At 65.6% G+C, this 15,168-nt stretch carries 11 protein-coding genes; 2 read left to right on the forward strand and 9 right to left on the reverse strand.

Features of this window, described 5'->3' with window-relative positions; genetic code table 11:
• Nucleotides 1-5: 5 nt before the first annotated feature.
• The 8 genes from DCM80_RS11850 to DCM80_RS11885 form a co-directional block, all read right to left on the reverse strand.
• Nucleotides 6-851: a hypothetical protein gene (locus DCM80_RS11850; protein WP_257197121.1), complete on the reverse strand. Its 846-nt coding sequence runs from the start codon at nt 849-851 to the stop codon at nt 6-8.
• Nucleotides 852-1,070: 219 nt separating this feature from the next.
• Nucleotides 1,071-3,044 carry an acetyl-CoA carboxylase biotin carboxylase subunit gene (locus tag DCM80_RS11855; protein ID WP_257197122.1) on the reverse strand — a complete coding sequence of 658 codons (1,974 nt, stop codon included), beginning with the start codon at nt 3,042-3,044 and terminating at the stop codon, nt 1,071-1,073.
• Nucleotides 3,041-4,657, reverse strand: a complete 1,617-nt coding sequence (locus tag DCM80_RS11860; RefSeq protein ID WP_257197124.1) for an acyl-CoA carboxylase subunit beta — start codon at nt 4,655-4,657, stop codon at nt 3,041-3,043. The genes DCM80_RS11855 and DCM80_RS11860 overlap by 4 nt, the downstream gene beginning before the upstream one ends.
• 114 nt (nt 4,658-4,771) lie before the next feature.
• Nucleotides 4,772-5,638, reverse strand: a complete 867-nt coding sequence (locus tag DCM80_RS11865; RefSeq protein WP_257197125.1) for a 3-keto-5-aminohexanoate cleavage protein — start codon at nt 5,636-5,638, stop codon at nt 4,772-4,774.
• Nucleotides 5,639-5,830: 192 nt separating this feature from the next.
• On the reverse strand, nt 5,831-6,631 hold the full coding sequence (locus tag DCM80_RS11870; RefSeq protein WP_257197126.1) for an AraC family transcriptional regulator: 801 nt from the start codon (nt 6,629-6,631) through the stop codon (nt 5,831-5,833).
• Between the two features lie 226 nt (nt 6,632-6,857).
• Complete coding sequence (locus DCM80_RS11875) at nt 6,858-7,514, reverse strand: glutathione S-transferase family protein (protein ID WP_257197127.1); 657 nt, start codon at nt 7,512-7,514, stop codon at nt 6,858-6,860.
• Nucleotides 7,514-8,677: an acyl-CoA dehydrogenase family protein gene (locus DCM80_RS11880; RefSeq protein WP_257197128.1), complete on the reverse strand. Its 1,164-nt coding sequence runs from the start codon at nt 8,675-8,677 to the stop codon at nt 7,514-7,516. The genes DCM80_RS11875 and DCM80_RS11880 overlap by 1 nt, the downstream gene beginning before the upstream one ends.
• A 131-nt stretch (nt 8,678-8,808) precedes the next feature.
• The gene (locus DCM80_RS11885) at nt 8,809-9,945 is read right to left on the reverse strand and encodes an acyl-CoA dehydrogenase family protein (protein ID WP_257197129.1); all 1,137 of its coding nucleotides are present in this window, start codon (nt 9,943-9,945) and stop codon (nt 8,809-8,811) included.
• A gap of 231 nt (nt 9,946-10,176) precedes the next feature.
• Here DCM80_RS11885 and DCM80_RS11890 point away from each other — a divergent pair, with 231 nt between their 5' ends.
• Entirely contained in the window at nt 10,177-11,727 is a 1,551-nt protein-coding gene (locus tag DCM80_RS11890; protein ID WP_257197130.1) for a long-chain fatty acid--CoA ligase, read from the forward strand.
• Nucleotides 11,728-11,785: 58 nt separating this feature from the next.
• Here the strand turns inward: DCM80_RS11890 and DCM80_RS11895 are convergent, their stop codons facing one another.
• Nucleotides 11,786-12,556, reverse strand: a complete 771-nt coding sequence (locus tag DCM80_RS11895) for a helix-turn-helix transcriptional regulator (protein WP_257197131.1) — start codon at nt 12,554-12,556, stop codon at nt 11,786-11,788.
• Nucleotides 12,557-12,742: 186 nt separating this feature from the next.
• On the opposite strand from DCM80_RS11895, the gene DCM80_RS11900 reads away from it, so the two are divergent.
• Entirely contained in the window at nt 12,743-15,004 is a 2,262-nt protein-coding gene (locus tag DCM80_RS11900) for a marine proteobacterial sortase target protein (protein WP_257197132.1), read from the forward strand.
• Nucleotides 15,005-15,168 lie beyond the last annotated feature (164 nt).

Raw genomic sequence — 15,168 nt, forward strand, 5'->3', positions numbered from 1 at the left:
GTGGGTTAGCCAAGCGGACTGTGCGAAGCGCAGGCCGATTGGCGTAACCCACCTCCTTGGTCTCCGCGGTGACCCAGCGCCCGGATCACCGGCCAGGCCGCAAGCGCGGCGGCCAGATGCTTGAGCGTGTGGCCGGAGACGATGTGGCCAGTCGCGTCGAACACCATTGCATCGCCAAGCTCGAACAGCTTGGCCAATGCGTAGAAGAAGATCACGCCGCCGAGCGGCACGCCAAGCGCACCGGGCCGGGGCCGCGTCAACGCCAGTGCCACGGCGAGCGCGATGCCGCCGTACTGCACGACGACCCATGGCATGAGATTCTCGCGCGCGACCCAGGCGGCCAGCAAGCCCGCGATCATCATCAGCACCAGCACCGCCTCGCCCGCGCGCACGCTGATGCGCTCGCAGGCTGCGATGCCCAGAAATCCCGCAAACGCCACGGCCATGCCGAGACGATCGGCGACCAGCCGTTGCGGCACGTCGGGGTCCAGATGATAGAAGCCTGAGCCCAGGCAGGTGAGGATCAGTCCGACGAAAAACCAGCTTGCACCGACCGGCACATCGAGACGGCCGCGCAGCCGCTCCGTGCCCCAGACACCCATGGCGAGAAAGGCGAGATTGCTCAGCACGTCGGCGGCGTTGGGCACGCCGAGCCAGGGGCGGCCGTCGACGAAATGCGGGATGTGCCAGGCGGCGGCAGGCAGCGCGGGTGCGAAGAGCGCCGCCAGCGCCAGCACGAGCAACGCCGCGGCCAGATATTTTTCGCGGGCTTGCGGAGCGCCGAACGCGAGGCGGCGGGACACTGAGGGGAGGATGGCAGCCGCCTGGAGGGGATCGTTTGCGCGCGACATGCGGGTCTCCTGAATTGAACCTTGTTCAATATTAGTAGCATTGGAATGAACAATGTTCAATGAAGATCATTCATGGTCGCGAAATATCATCTATCTCATTGAGATCATGATATTTTTAAGATAGATGAGGCCACTGTCACGTGCGGACCACCTCAGCCAAGCTCGCGCCTTGGGCGACATGGGTCCCGGCTCGCGCCTCGCGCGTCCGGGACACGAGGTTTAGGCGCCGATCTCCGCCACGATCCTGCCCGTGGTCACCTGATCGCCCTCGGCGACGTCGATCGCGGCAACGACGCCGTCGATGCCGGCCTTGTGGACGTGCTCCATCTTCATCGCCTCCAACGTCATCACCGGCTGGCCGGCTGCGACGCGGTCGCCCGGTTTGACCAGGACGGCGACGACGCGGCCATTCAGGGCCGCGCGGACCTTGCCGTCGCCGCCATTGCTTGCGGCCGCCTTCGGCGCAGCGAGGGTCAGGTCACTCACGGTCAGCGGGATACCGCGATGCTGGAGGTGGAGCCGGTCGCCGTCGCGCAGGAATTTGGCGCTGTCCATCACGCCGTCATGGCGGAAGCGGATCACGTCGGAATCGAGCTGCTCGATCTCGAACCGGTCCTGCCGGCCATCGGTCGCCACTGTGTAGCTGCCGTCGCGCTCGCGCGTGATGTCGAGCTCGTGCGCGTGGCCTGCGATCTCGATCTTCGCAGGAAGCGGGAAGGTGGCCGACAGGCTCCGGCCACTTTGCCAGGACGGCGCGCGCGGATTGGTGACGTAGAGCAGCAGGCCTGCGAGCGCCGTATCGAATGCCGCCTCTCGCCGCGGCGCCAGCAATTCGTCGCGATGCGCTCCGATGAAAGCCGTGGTCGCCTCGCCCCTGGCAAAGCCGGGATGGCGCAGGCACGACATCAGGAACGCCTGGTTGGTCGTCAAGCCGAACGCGGTGAGCTGCTCCAGGCCGACGATCAGCCGCCCCCTCGCCTCCTCGCGCGTGGTGCCATGGCTGATCACCTTGGCGATCATGGAATCGTAGAACGGGGGAATCTCCGAGCCCGATTGCAGCGCGTGCTCGACACGGATGCTGTCAGGCACCTGCCAGCGCGCCATGCGGCCCGACTGCGGCATGAAGTCGTGCGCGGCATCTTCCGAGCACAGCCGCACCTCGATGGCATGGCCGGAGAACTTGATGTCCTGCTGCTTCACCGGCAATTGCTCGCCGCGCGCGACGCGCAGCTGCAGCTCGACCAGATCGAGCCCGGTGATCGCCTCAGTGACGGGATGCTCGACCTGAAGACGCGTATTCATCTCCATGAAATAGAACTCGCCGCTGGCATCGAGCAGGAATTCAAGCGTGCCCGCGCCCTCATAGCGCAGCGCCTTCACCGCAGCGACCGCGACCTCACCCATCCTGGCGCGCAGCTCCGGCGTGACCGCGGGCGATGGCGCCTCCTCGATCAGCTTCTGGTGCCGCCGCTGCACTGAGCAGTCGCGCTCGCCGAGATGAATGGCGTTGCCGTGGCTGTCGCCGAACACCTGGATCTCGATGTGCCGTGGATTCTGGATCGCGCGCTCGAGGATGATCGTGGGATCGCCGAACGCGGCCTTGGCTTCCGACCGCGCACTGCGCAGCGCATCCGGGAACGAGGCCGCTTCGGTGACGAGCCGCATGCCGCGGCCGCCGCCGCCGGCGACGGCCTTGATCATGACGGGGAAGCCGATCCTCCTGGCCTCCGCGAGCATGATTTCGTCGCCCTGCTCCGCGCCCTGATAGCCGGGCACGACGGGAACGCCGGCCTGCTTCATGATATCCTTGGCACCGGCCTTGTTGCCCATCGCCTCGATCGCCTGCGGCGACGGGCCGATGAAGACCAAGCCCGCATTCTTGCAGGCGAGCGCAAACTCCTCGTTCTCGGCGAGGAAGCCGTAGCCGGGATGGACGGCATCGGCGCCGCTCGCCTTGGCCGCGGAGATGATCGCGGGGATGTTGAGATAGGACTGCGCCGGCAAGGCTTCGCCGATGCGCACGGCCTGGTCGGCTTGCCGCACATGGAGCGCATCGCGATCCGCGTCCGAATAGACCGCGACGACGCCGAGGCCGAGCCGCCGCGCGCTGCGCATCACGCGCAGTGCGATCTCGCCGCGATTGGCCACAAGGACCTTGAAGAACGGCCGGTGCTGCACTGATCCGTTCCTCATGGGCGGGCCACCGAGAATTGCATGCGCTGGGGCGCGCGCGCATCGCCCTCGCGGCAGATCGCGAGCACTTCCGACAGCACCGCACGGGTGTCGCGCGGGTCGATCACGCCGTCGTCGAGCACGCGGGCGCTGGTCGAGAACACGTCCATCTGGCCGTCGAACACGCCGATGATCTGCGCCTTCATCGCGTCCAGCTTGTCCTTCTCGATCGGCTTGCCGCGTCGGGCAGCAGCGGCCTCGGTGACGATGGCCATGGTCTCGGCGGCCTGCTCGCCGCCCATCACGGCGGTCTTGGCGTTGGGCCAGGAGAAGCAGAAACGCGGATGGAAGCCGCGGCCACACATGCCGTAATTGCCGGCGCCGAAGGAAGCGCCGCAATAGATGGTGATTTGCGGCACCGTCGCCGACGTGACCGCCTGGATCATCTTCGAGCCGTGCTTGATCATGCCGGCTTCCTCATAGGCCTTGCCGACCATGTAGCCGGTGGTGTTGTTGAGATAGAGCAGCGGCGTACGCGTCTGGCAGCAGGCCTGGATGAAATGCGTCGCCTTGTTGGCGCCGGCGGGATCGAGCGGGCCGTTGTTGGTGATGATGCCGATGGCCTGTCCCTCGATCCGGGCATGACCGCAGACGGTGGCCGGACCGTAATTCGGCGCCATCTCGGTGAAATCGGAATCATCGACGATGCGCGCGATCACTTGGCGCATGTCGACGGGACGCTTGTGGTCCATCGGCATGATGCCGAGCAGCTCGTCCTGATCGTAGCGCGGCGGCTTGAGCTCCGGAGCCGGCCGGCCCGGCCGCTCCCATTGCAGCGCCGCCATGATTTCGCGCGCGATACGCAGCGCGTCGCGGTCGTCCTCGGCGAGATAGTCACCGAGACCAGAGACCTGCGTGTGCATCTCGGCGCCGCCAAGCTCTTCCTCGGTCGCGATCTCGCCGGTCGCGGCCTTCAGCAGCGGCGGACCTGCGAGAAAGGCGCGGGTGCGGCCGCGGACCATCACGATGTAATCGGACAGGCCGGTCTGGTAGGCGCCGCCGGCGGTCGAGGAGCCGTGCGTGACGGTGACGACAGGCAAGCCTGCCGCCGACAGCCGCGCCAGATTGCGAAAGATGTTGCCGCCGCGGACAAAATCCTCGACGCGGTAGCGCAACAGATTGGCGCCGGCGCTTTCGACGAGCTGGACAAAAGGCAGCTTGTTCTCCAGCGCGAGCTCCTGCACCCGCAGCGTCTTGTCGAGGCCGAAAGGCTGCAGCGCGCCGGCATCGATGCCGGAATCGCTGGCGCTGACCATGCAGCGGACGCCCGAAACGAAGCCGATGCCGGCGATGACGCCGCCGCCGGGCACGCTCTTGCTCGCGTCCGGCACGTCGAACATGTAGCCGGCCAGCGTGGACAGCTCGATGAAGGGCGCGCCGGGATCGAGCACCAGCGCGACACGCTCGCGCGGCAGCAGCTGGCCGCGCTTGTGGAAACGGTCCTTCGCCGCCGCCGAGGCCGCACGCGTGCGCTCCTCCAGCGTGCGCATGCGGTCGATCAGGCCGAGCATGCCGTCGCGGTTGGCCTGGTAGGCTGCCCCGCTGGGGGAGATGGTGTTTTCGAGGATGGACATGACTTGATCCTGCTCGTCATTGCGAGGAGCGAAGCGACGACGCAATCCAGACCGCAGCTGAGGAGAGATTCTGGATTGCTTCGCTTCGCTCGCAATGACGGGTGAGGCGATACCTTACCTGTTCGTCCCGAAGATCTTCCGCGCTTCGGCCGGGCTCGCGATCTCGCGCCCCGCACGCCTTGCGCAGGCGGCGATCGCCTCGATCAACTGGCCGTTCGACGTCACTTTCTTGCCGTCGGCGAGATAGAAGGTGTCCTCGAGCCCCGTGCGCAAGTGTCCCCCGAGCTCGGCGCAGCGCTGGTGCAGCGGCCAGATCTCCTCGCGGCCGATGGCGGTGACCTGGAAATGCGCCTCGGGACGCTTCAGCTTGATCAGGATCGGCAGCAGCTCGAGATCGGCGGGCATGCCGGAGGCAACGCCCATCACGAAGTTATATTCGAGCGGTCCCCTGTACATGCCGACCTGGTGGTACATGCCGACGCAGCGGACGATGCCGACGTCGAAGCATTCGAATTCGGGGATGGTGCCGACCGCGTTCATGACGTCGAGATAGTCCTTCACCTTCTCGACCGCGTTGTCGAACATCATCGGCGGCCAGGCCCAGGTGTTGTCGGCCTTCACCTTCAAGTAATTGAGCGAGCCGGCGTTGCAGGCCGCGATCTCGGGCTTGGTCTCGCGGATGCAGTCGAGCGCGCCCGAGTAGTTCGGCCCAGACACGCCCGAGGTGTGGTTGATGATGACGCCGGGGCAGGCTTCACGGATGGCCTGCTGGATCTCCCTGCTGACGCTCACCTCCCAGGACGGCAGGTGTCCCTTGCCCGGCGCTTGCTGGCGCAGATGGATGTGCATGACCGACGCGCCGGCCTCGAACGCGGCCTTGGCTTCGCGCGCCATCTGCTCGGGCGTCACGGGTACGTTGTGCTGCTTGGGGTCGGTGAGCACGCCGTTCAGCGCGCAGGTGATGACGGCCTTGTCGCTCATGCCAACAATATCTCGCACGTTGAGAATTCAACGTTTGCGATCATGTGATGGGCGGCATGCGGCTTCTTGCGCGGAGAAGCTGGAAAAGGGCAGGCTTTCGTAGGGTGGGCAAAGCGAAGCGTGCCCACCATCTTTGCCAGTTGCGAGAGGTGGTGGGCACGGCGCAAGTGCGCCTTTGCCCACCCTACGAATCTACGAAGCCTCCGCCAGCCGCACCGTCTCGGTGCTGCGGTAGATCGCAAGGTCGCGCGAGCCGACGAAGATCGCGCGCGGCTTCAAGCCATAGAAGCGGCGGATCGAGTGGCTGAAATGGGTCGAGTCGGGATAGCCGATGTCCTGCGCGAGATGGGCGAGGTTGAGATCCTGGTTGGCGAAGTGCAGCAGATGCCGCGCGCGCTTCCAGGCGCGGAAGGAGCGGAACGAGATGCCGGTCTCTTCCTTGAACAGGTGCAGGAAGCGCGAGGCGGACAGTCCGGCTTCGGCGGCGCAAGTATCGGCCGTCACCGGCTCGCCGGAGAAGCGCTCGATGCGGGCGACGGCCCGAGTGATGCGCGGATCGAGCACGCGGCGCGGCAGCGCCTCGCCAAAGCACATCTCGTCGAACTCGGCGGTGGTGATGTCGCCGTAGCGGCGCTGGCGCAGCAACGCGTAAGCGGCGAGGATCTTGCGGGCATAGGCGGCCTTGTCCGGCCCGCGCAGCCGCATGGCCAGGGCCTCGATCACGCCATCCGGCATGCTCTCCGGCTCCAGCGTCACGCTGATGACGGTGCGATAGTCGCTGGCGATGGTGTGGCGCTGGTTCGGCAGGGTCACGATCAATTCGTCCGAGGTGTGGACGTCGTCGATCGTCAGATGCAGACTGCCCTTCACCGCGACATAGACGTGGCAGCAGCCGGGGGTCCGCTTGCGAGGGCGCCCGAGCAGGCCCGCATAGAAGACCCGCTCCGGCGTGATCAGCATCAGATGGTCGGATTCGCGACCTTTATCTTCCATTGGGTTCCTCCTCGCGCGGCTCTCTGGCCGCTGCGGACGGAGGTCACCTTAGCGGAAATTTGGCCGCTGTCACGATAGGATAGCGCTGTCATGAAAACAGGCATCGTCGTTCCGGGGCGCGCGCAGCGCGAACCTCAGGTGCGCAATTGCGCACCGGGGAACCTGGAGATTGCTGCGCGAGATTCCGGGTTCGATGCTGCGTATCGTCCCGGAATGACCGTCTGCTCTACGGCCTCGCCCTCGGCGCAACATTCTGCTCGACGCCAGCCTTCTGTTCCGCGGCTACGGCACGCTTGAAGCCGTCGCGCTGCTGCAGGCGGGCCCAATAGGCTGCGACATTTGGCCCAAAATCCTTGGCGAGCCCGATATTGTCGGCGAGCCGAAGCGCGTAGCCGATGACAATGTCAGCGGCGGTGAAGCGGCCGGCGCACAATGTTTCGGCATTGGCCGTGGCTGCCTCGACGGCGCGCAGTCTCCCCAAGAACCATTTGGCGTAGTCGCCGGCGACTTGCGGGTTGCGGCGCTCCTCCGGCTCGAGCTGGGTGTATCGGAGCACCAGCGTCTGCGGAAAGGTTAACGTGGCATCGCTGAAATACATCCAGTTCAGGAAGGCGCCATAGGCGGGATCCTCCGGTCCGACCATCAGCGGCGTCGGACCGTGTTTGATGCCGAGATAATGGCAGATGCCGGAGGACTCGGTCATCTTGGTCTCGCCGTCGACCATGAAGGGAATCGTGCCGAGCGGATTGAGCGCAAGATAGTCCTTGGCGAAGACGCGCGGCGGGAACGGCAACATCTTCAGCTCATAGGCCAGCCCCATCTCCTCCAGCATCCAGAGCGGGCGAAACGAGCGCGCGGCGTCGCAGTGATAGAGCGTGATCATCAGGCGTTTCCCTTGCTCCCAGGCAACGTGCCCATCATCTTGCACAGGACCATCAGCATGACCTCGTCGGCACCGCCGCCGATCGAGGTCAGGCGGCTGTCGCGATAGGCGCGGCTGACCGGCGTCTCGTTCGTAAAGCCCATTCCGCCCCAATATTGCAAGCAGGCGTCGGTGAGCTCGCGGCCGAGCCGACCGGCCTTCAGCTTGGCCATGGTCGCAAGCCTGGTGACATCCTCGCCGGCGACCAGCTGCTCCCCGGCGCGATAGATCAGCGCGCGCAGCAGCTCGACCTCGGTCTGCATCTCCGCGAGCTTGAAGTGCACGACCTGGTTGTCGAGGATGCTCTGGCCAAAGGCCCTGCGGTTGCGGGTGTACGCGATGGTTTCGTTGATGATGTATTCGTGCGACTTGAGGCAGGCGGCCGCGCCCCACAGCCGCTCCTCCTGGAACTGGATCATCTGGTAGGTAAAACCCTTGCCCTCCTCGCCGATCCGGTTGCGCTTGGGCACGCGGACATTGTCGAAGAATATCTGCGCGGTGTCGGAGGAGCGCATTCCCATCTTGTCGAGCTTGCGCGCAACGGTGACGCCCTTGCTCTTCATGGGCACGCAGATCAGGGACTTGTTGCGGTGAACGGGCCCGTCGCCGGTATTGGCAAGCAGGCAGATCCAGTCGGCCTGCGTGCCGTTGGTGATCCACATCTTGCCGCCATTGATGACGTAATCGTCGCCGTCGGAGCGCGCCTGGGTCTTGATCGAGGCGACATCGGAGCCCGCGCCGGGCTCGGACACGCCGATGCAGGCGACATAATCTCCCGCAATCGAAGGCGCCAGAAACTCGCGCCGCACCTCATCCGAGCCGAAGCGCGCCAGCGCGGGCGTCGCCATGTCGGTCTGCACCCCAATCGCCATCGGCACGCCGCCGCAGGTGATGGCCCCCAGCTCCTCCGCCATCATCAGCGCATAGGAATAATCGAGACCGGACCCGCCGAACTCGACCGGCTTGTTCAGGCCGAGGAAGCCGAGGCTGCCCATCTTCTTGAACAGCTCGTGGGCCGGGAAGATGTCGGCCTTCTCCCATTCATCGACATGGGGATTGATCTCGTTCGCGATGAATTTTTGTAACGAACGACGGATGTCGTCGTGGTCGGCGGTGAATAGCATGGTCTCTCAGCCTCGTCATTCCGGGACGCGCCACTTGGCGCGGGCCCGGAATCCATAGCCACGGTCGTGAGTATGGATTCCGGGCTCGCTCCGCTTCGCTCGCGCCCCGGAATGACGCGAGGAGAGAGCACTCATAGCCCCATCTGCCGCGACGCCAGATCCTTCATGATCTCCTCGGTGCCGCCGCCGATGGCGTTGACCTTGACCTCGCGGTAGATCCGCTCGGCCTTGATGCCGCGCATGAATCCGGCGCCGCCAAAAATCTGTACGGCTTCCGAGGCGCAGAACGCCATGGTCTGCGTCGCCTGGTTCTTCATCATGCAGATTTCCGCGACCGGGCTCTCGCCCTGCTCGAGCCGCCAGGCCAGCATCTCCAGCATCGCTTGGGAGGCCGCCACCTTCTGCGCCATGTCGACGATCTTGTGCCTGATGACTTGGTGCTGGGCGAGCGGCTTGCCGAAGGTCTTGCGCTCCTTGGCGTAGGCAATCGCCTCGTCGAGGCAGACGCGGGCGAAGGCGGTGCAGCCTGCCGCCATGCCCATGCGCTCGCTGTTGAAGTTCTGCATGATGATCTTGAAGCCCTGGCCCTCCTCGCCGATCAGGTTCCCGGCCGGCACGCGGCATTCGTCGAAATGCAGCGTCGCAGTGTCGGAGGCCCACCAGCCCATCTTCTTCAGCTTGGTCCGGGACAGGCCGGGCGTTTCGCCTTCGATCAGGAGCAGGCTGACGCCGCCGGCACCCTCGCCGCCGCTGCGCACTGCTACGGTCAGATAATCGGCCCGCATCCCCGAGGTGATGAAGGTCTTTTCTCCGCTCACCACATAGTGATCGCCGTCGCGCCGTGCCCTGGTGCGGAGGCCCGCGACATCGGAGCCACCGCCCGGCTCGGTGATCGCGAGCGCGGAGATCTTCTCGCCCGACAGCACCCGCGGCAGCACGCGCGCCTTCACCTCGGGCCGAGCCGCGCGAGCGATCGGCGGCGAGCCGATGGTGTGGCTCATCAGGCTGGCACTGACGCCGCCCGCACCGGCGCGCGCCAGCTCCTGGCTGGCCACGATCTTCATGAACTGATCGGCGGCGATCCCGCCATATTCCTCGGGAAATCCGAGTCCCAACAGGCCGATCTCCGCCGCCTTGCGATAGAGCTCACGGGGAAATTCGCCGGCCTCGTCCCATTCATGAGCGAACGGGGTGATCTCCCTGTCGACGAAGCGGCGCATCACGTCGCGGAAGGCGTCGTGCTCGGCGGTATAGAACGGGCTCTTCATAGGTCTCGCCCTGTTGGCGGATTCGCTGGTCCACCATGGCTGGAACATTTGCCATTCACTTGCGCAGAGTGGCTGACCGCAAGGAGCCGCTCCACCGCGGCCTACGGCCTAGCAACTCAACGCAAGACGATTTTCGTCGCGCACAGGCCAACTCTGGCGCAAAAAAACGTTGCTGCACAGACTCCGGCTGGCCCCAGGGCCACGCCGGCATAGTGCGCAGGGGAGGTATTTTTGGCCGTTCGTTACTACGACTGGATCGTTCATCATGGCCGCCGCACTCCGAACAAGGTCGCGGTGATCGACCTCGCGAGCGAGCGCCGCTTCACCTATTCGCAGTTGGACGCCCGTGTCTCGCGCCTCGCTTCGTTGCTGCGTCATACGCTGAACGTCTCGCGCGGCGACCGTGTCGCGGTACTGGCGCTGAACACGACCGATACGCTGGAGGTGCAGTTCGCCTGCGGCCGGCTCGGCGCCATCTTCGTGCCGCTAAACACCCGCCTCACCGTTCCCGAGCTTCAATTCATCACCGGCGATTGCGCGCCGAAGGTGATGATCCACGACGTCGATCTCGCCGAGACGGCGCTTGCCGTTGCCAAGCTCTGCGGCGTCGCGACCAGCCTGCTGCTCGGCCCGGGCGGGTCCTACGAGGCCGGCATCGCCGCCGCAAAGCCGCTCGACCGCGCCGAGGAAGTCACGCTCGATGACGTCTCGACCATCATGTACACATCGGGCACGACGGGCCATCCGAAGGGCGCGACCATCACCCACGGCATGACCTTCTGGAATTGCGTCAATCTCGGCGGCCCCGCCTGCATCGGGCCATCCTCGGTGTTGCTCACCGTGCTGCCGCTATTCCACACCGGCGGTCTCAACTGCTACACCAATCCGGTTCTGCATGCCGGCGGCACCGTGATGATCATGCGCGCTTTCGATCCCGGCACGGCGCTCGGCCTGATCAACGACCCCGCGCAGGGTATCAACGTGTTCTTCGGTGTACCGGCGATCTACCAGTTCATGGCGCAGCATCCCGCGTTCGCGACGGCCGACCTCAGCCGGCTCATCGTCGGCGGTGTCGGCGGCGCGCCGATGCCGGTACCGCTGCTGAAAGTGTGGGAGGCGCGCGGCGTCGCCCTGCAGCAGGGTTACGGCATGACGGAGACCTCGCCGGCCGTGCTGGTGCTCGACCGCGAGGATGCCGCGCGCAAGGCCGGCTCCGCCGGCAAGCCGGTGCTGCATACCGAGGTGCGCATCGTGCGCCCCGACGGCAGCGATGCCGACGTCGGCGAGCTTGGCGAGCTCTGGGTTAGGGGTCCCAACATCACGCCGGGCTATTGGAACAGGCCGGAGGCGAACAAGACCTCCTTCACCGACGGCTGGCTGCATACGGGCGATGCAACGCGCATCGACGAGGAAGGCTTCTACTACATCGTCGACCGCTGGAAGGACATGTACATCTCCGGCGGCGAGAACGTCTATCCGGCCGAGGTCGAGAACGTCCTGCATCAGCTCAGTGCCATCGCCGAAGCCGCCGTGATCGGCATTCCCGATCCGCAATGGGGCGAGGTCGGCCTCGCCATCGTCGCGGTCAAGCCCGGCCAGAAGCTCACCGAGGCCGACGTCTTGGCACATTGCGCGGCCAATCTCGCGCGCTTCAAGTGCCCGCGCCGGATCCGCTTCGTCGACGCGTTGCCGCGCAACGCCACCGGCAAGATCCACAAGCCGACCTTGCGCAAGGAATTCTCGGTGGCCTCCGAGGTCGACAAGAAGGTGGCCAACGGCTGACCACAGCGTCCATAGCGGGCGCTTTATTTTCCAGCGGCGCCGGCCCGTCGATCGCGGATCATTGCGTCAAGAACAGCGCAAAAGGCTCTTCCACCGTGCGGCGCAGATGTTTTCGATACAGGGCGTGGTTGGCATCGCCAGGTGCAACCCGTCCCAGGGATGGCTGCGGGACGTTCCTGAGCGGCACGTAGGCGATCGGTGCCGCGATCGGCGTGAGCTGCGAACCAGGGCCTGCACGAAGGGTCGAGATGATGCCGTACATCTCACCGGATACCGTCGGCCGCGACACCGTGATCACGCGGTGCTGGCCGTGCTTGATGATGACGAGGTAGATGAAGCCGGACTGATGGGGGACGGCGACCTCGCCGGTATGCTCGTAGGCAGCATCGGTTCGATCGCCCTCGCGAAAGACCAGCGAAGAGACTTTCGGCTCCCACACGATCTCGGTGTGGTAGGCGAAAATCGCGTCCTTGTCGCCGAAGGACGGTCGCAACGTGATGTAGACGTCTTCGAGCCAGGTCACGGCGCGATGCGCATAGGAGCCGAGGCTGTCGGGAGCGACATCGTTGGCAGCCTGAGGCGCCGGCACGACGGGACCTTTGCGTAAGGAAACGCCCAGTGCCTGCTCCAGCCGTACCGTCGTCGCCAGCGTGAATGGGCGTCGTCCGCCGAGCACCTTCTCCAGCGTGGAGAGGCTGAGCTTGGCCTGCTCGGCCAGCGCCTGCCGGGACATCCGGCGCCGCGCGAGCTCCTCGCGGATGGTCTCGGCGATCTCGCGGCTCTGTTCATCCGAAAGCTGCTTGTCGGAAACCTTGTCCTGCATCTGCATCGTTAGCCCTGCTCCAGCACGGCCACTCTAGCAGGCCGGACAAACCAGCACAAAACCGCACATGGCCGCCCCGGCCACGGCGCACCCGGCCGGCCGTGGCGGAACATTGCCGATCATTCTGCTCGCGAAAGCGGCCGCTCCCGGCGAATGCTCGGAGCCAGCAAAAGCCCTTTCGGGAGCAGACCAATGGACACCTACGACACTGCCGACAACGACGAGCACCCCCTGTTGAAAGGGCTGATCAAGTTCGGATTGTTGCTCCTCGCGCAGGGCATCGCGGTGATGCTGATGGCCTTCGTGGCCCTGCTCGTCAGCTTCGGGACGAGTTGGTCGGCAACGACCGAGCAGGCCAGCCTGCTCCAACCCGGCGATGCCAGGTCCGGAAGCCTGCTTCTGAAGGACGGCGACGCCATCACGGAAGCGATCCGCCTCGGCATCGACGTCGACATCACGGTTTCCGGCCCGACCTTGCGTGCCCGGATCACTCAGGTGTTCCGCAACCCGACCCAGGATTGGGTCGAGGCGACCTATGTCTATCCGCTCGCGACCGGCGGTGCCGTCGATACGCTGAAGATGGTGGTCGGCGACCGCATCATCGTGGGAGACATCAAGGAGCGGCAGCAGGCGCGCGTGATCTACGAAGAGGCGCGCCGCGCCGGTCAGAGGGCCGCGCTCACCGAGCAGGAACGGCCGAACATCTTCACCAATTCGGTTGCCAATATCGGCCCCGGCGAAACCGTGCTGGTGCAGGTCGAATATCAGGAGCCTGTGCATCAATCCGGCAACGAATATTCGCTCCGGCTGCCGCTGGTGGTCGGACCGCGCTACAATCCGGCGCCGATCGTCCAGAGCGTCGACTTCCGCAAGGACGGATCGGGCTGGGGCGCGACGACGTCGGATCCGGTAGCGGATCGTGACCGCATCTCGCCGCCCGTGCTGGATCCCGCCAAGGCTGCGCCGGTCAATCCGACCAGCATCACGGTGCGCCTGAACGCCGGCTTCGCGCTTGGCGAGGTCAAGAGTCACCACCATAACGTCAAGATCGACAGCCCGGACAGCGCGACACGGACCGTCACGCTCGCCGACGGCGTCGTCCCCGCAGACCGCGACTTCGAGCTGACCTGGAAGCCCGCCGCCGAGAAAGCGCCATCGGTCGGCCTGTTCCGCGAACGCGTCGGCAACGCCGATTATCTGCTCGCCTTCGTCACCCCGCCCGGCGCCGAGCAGGCGACAAAAAAGCCGCTGCCACGCGAGGTCGTGTTCGTGATCGACAATTCGGGGTCGATGGGCGGCACGTCGATCGTCCAGGCCAAGGCGAGCCTCACTTACGCGCTCTCCCGGCTCCAGCCAACCGACCGCTTCAACGTCATTCGCTTCGACGACACCATGGACGTGCTGTTTCCCACTTCCGTGCCGGCAGATGCCGCGCATGTCAGCGAGGCCACCTCGTTCGTGAGCGCTTTGCAGGCGCGGGGCGGCACCGAGATGGTGCCAGCGATGCGCGCAGCGCTGGCCGACAAGCTCGGCGACACCGGCATGGTTCGCCAGGTGGTTTTCCTGACCGACGGCGCAATCGGCAACGAGCAGCAATTGTTCGAAGCGATCACCGCGATGCGCGGCCGCTCGCGTGTCTTCATGGTCGGCATCGGGTCGGCGCCCAACACCTATCTGATGACGCGCGCCGCCGAGCTCGGTCGTGGCGCTTTCACCCATATCGGCTCGGTCGAGCAGGTGGAGGAGCGCATGCGCGGCCTGTTCGCCAAGCTCGAAAACCCGGCCGTGACCGGCCTCGCCGCGAAATTCTCCGAGGCCAACGCCGACGTCACCCCGGCGATCATCCCGGACGTCTATCGCGACGAGCCGCTGGTGCTGGCGGCAAAGCTCGACAAGCTCGCAGGCGCGCTCGAGATCAGGGGACGGGTCGGCGACCGTCCATGGTCGGTGACGCTGCCGCTGCAACAAGCCGCCGAAGGCAAGGGCCTGTCGAAACTCTGGGCCAAGCGCAAGATCGGCGACGCCGAAGTGGCGCGCGCCATGCGGGAGCTCGCCCCCGAGGAGGCGGACAAGGCGATCCTGGCGCTGGCGCTCGACCATCAGATCGTCACGCGCCTGACCAGCCTGGTCGCCGTCGACAAGACGCCGAGCCGCCCCGAAGGCGCGCCGCTCAAGCTCAGCGAATTGCCGATCAACCTGCCGGCCGGCTGGGATTTCGAGAAGGTGTTTGGCGAACGGCCGCAGATCCCGGCGCAGTTGCGCGAGCGCCATGCCGATGCAGCCGCCTCACCGGCCGCGCGGCGCCCGACGCCCGCAGCGCCCGATGCGATCCGCCTGCCCAAGACCGCGACCTCGGCCGAGCTGAAAATGATCGCGGGCCTGATCCTGATCGTGCTCGCCCTTGTCCTGTTCGTGTTCAACCGGCGTCGGCTCTTGCTCACCAACACCGCTTGAGAGAGGAGCTCCCCGACTCCTCTGTTAGCGCGCGCGGCTGCCTGTCCCGTCACCAACGGCCGCGCGCGCCTTTTTCTCAAGGTCATTGCGAGCGCAGCGAAGCAATCCAGGCTGCCTCCGCGGAAAGTCTCTGGATTGGTTCGCTTCGCTCGCAATGACGAGTG

This window comes from Bradyrhizobium sp. WBOS08 (genome assembly GCF_024585125.1).
In the GTDB taxonomy this organism is placed as follows: Bacteria; Pseudomonadota; Alphaproteobacteria; order Rhizobiales; family Xanthobacteraceae; genus Bradyrhizobium; species Bradyrhizobium japonicum_B.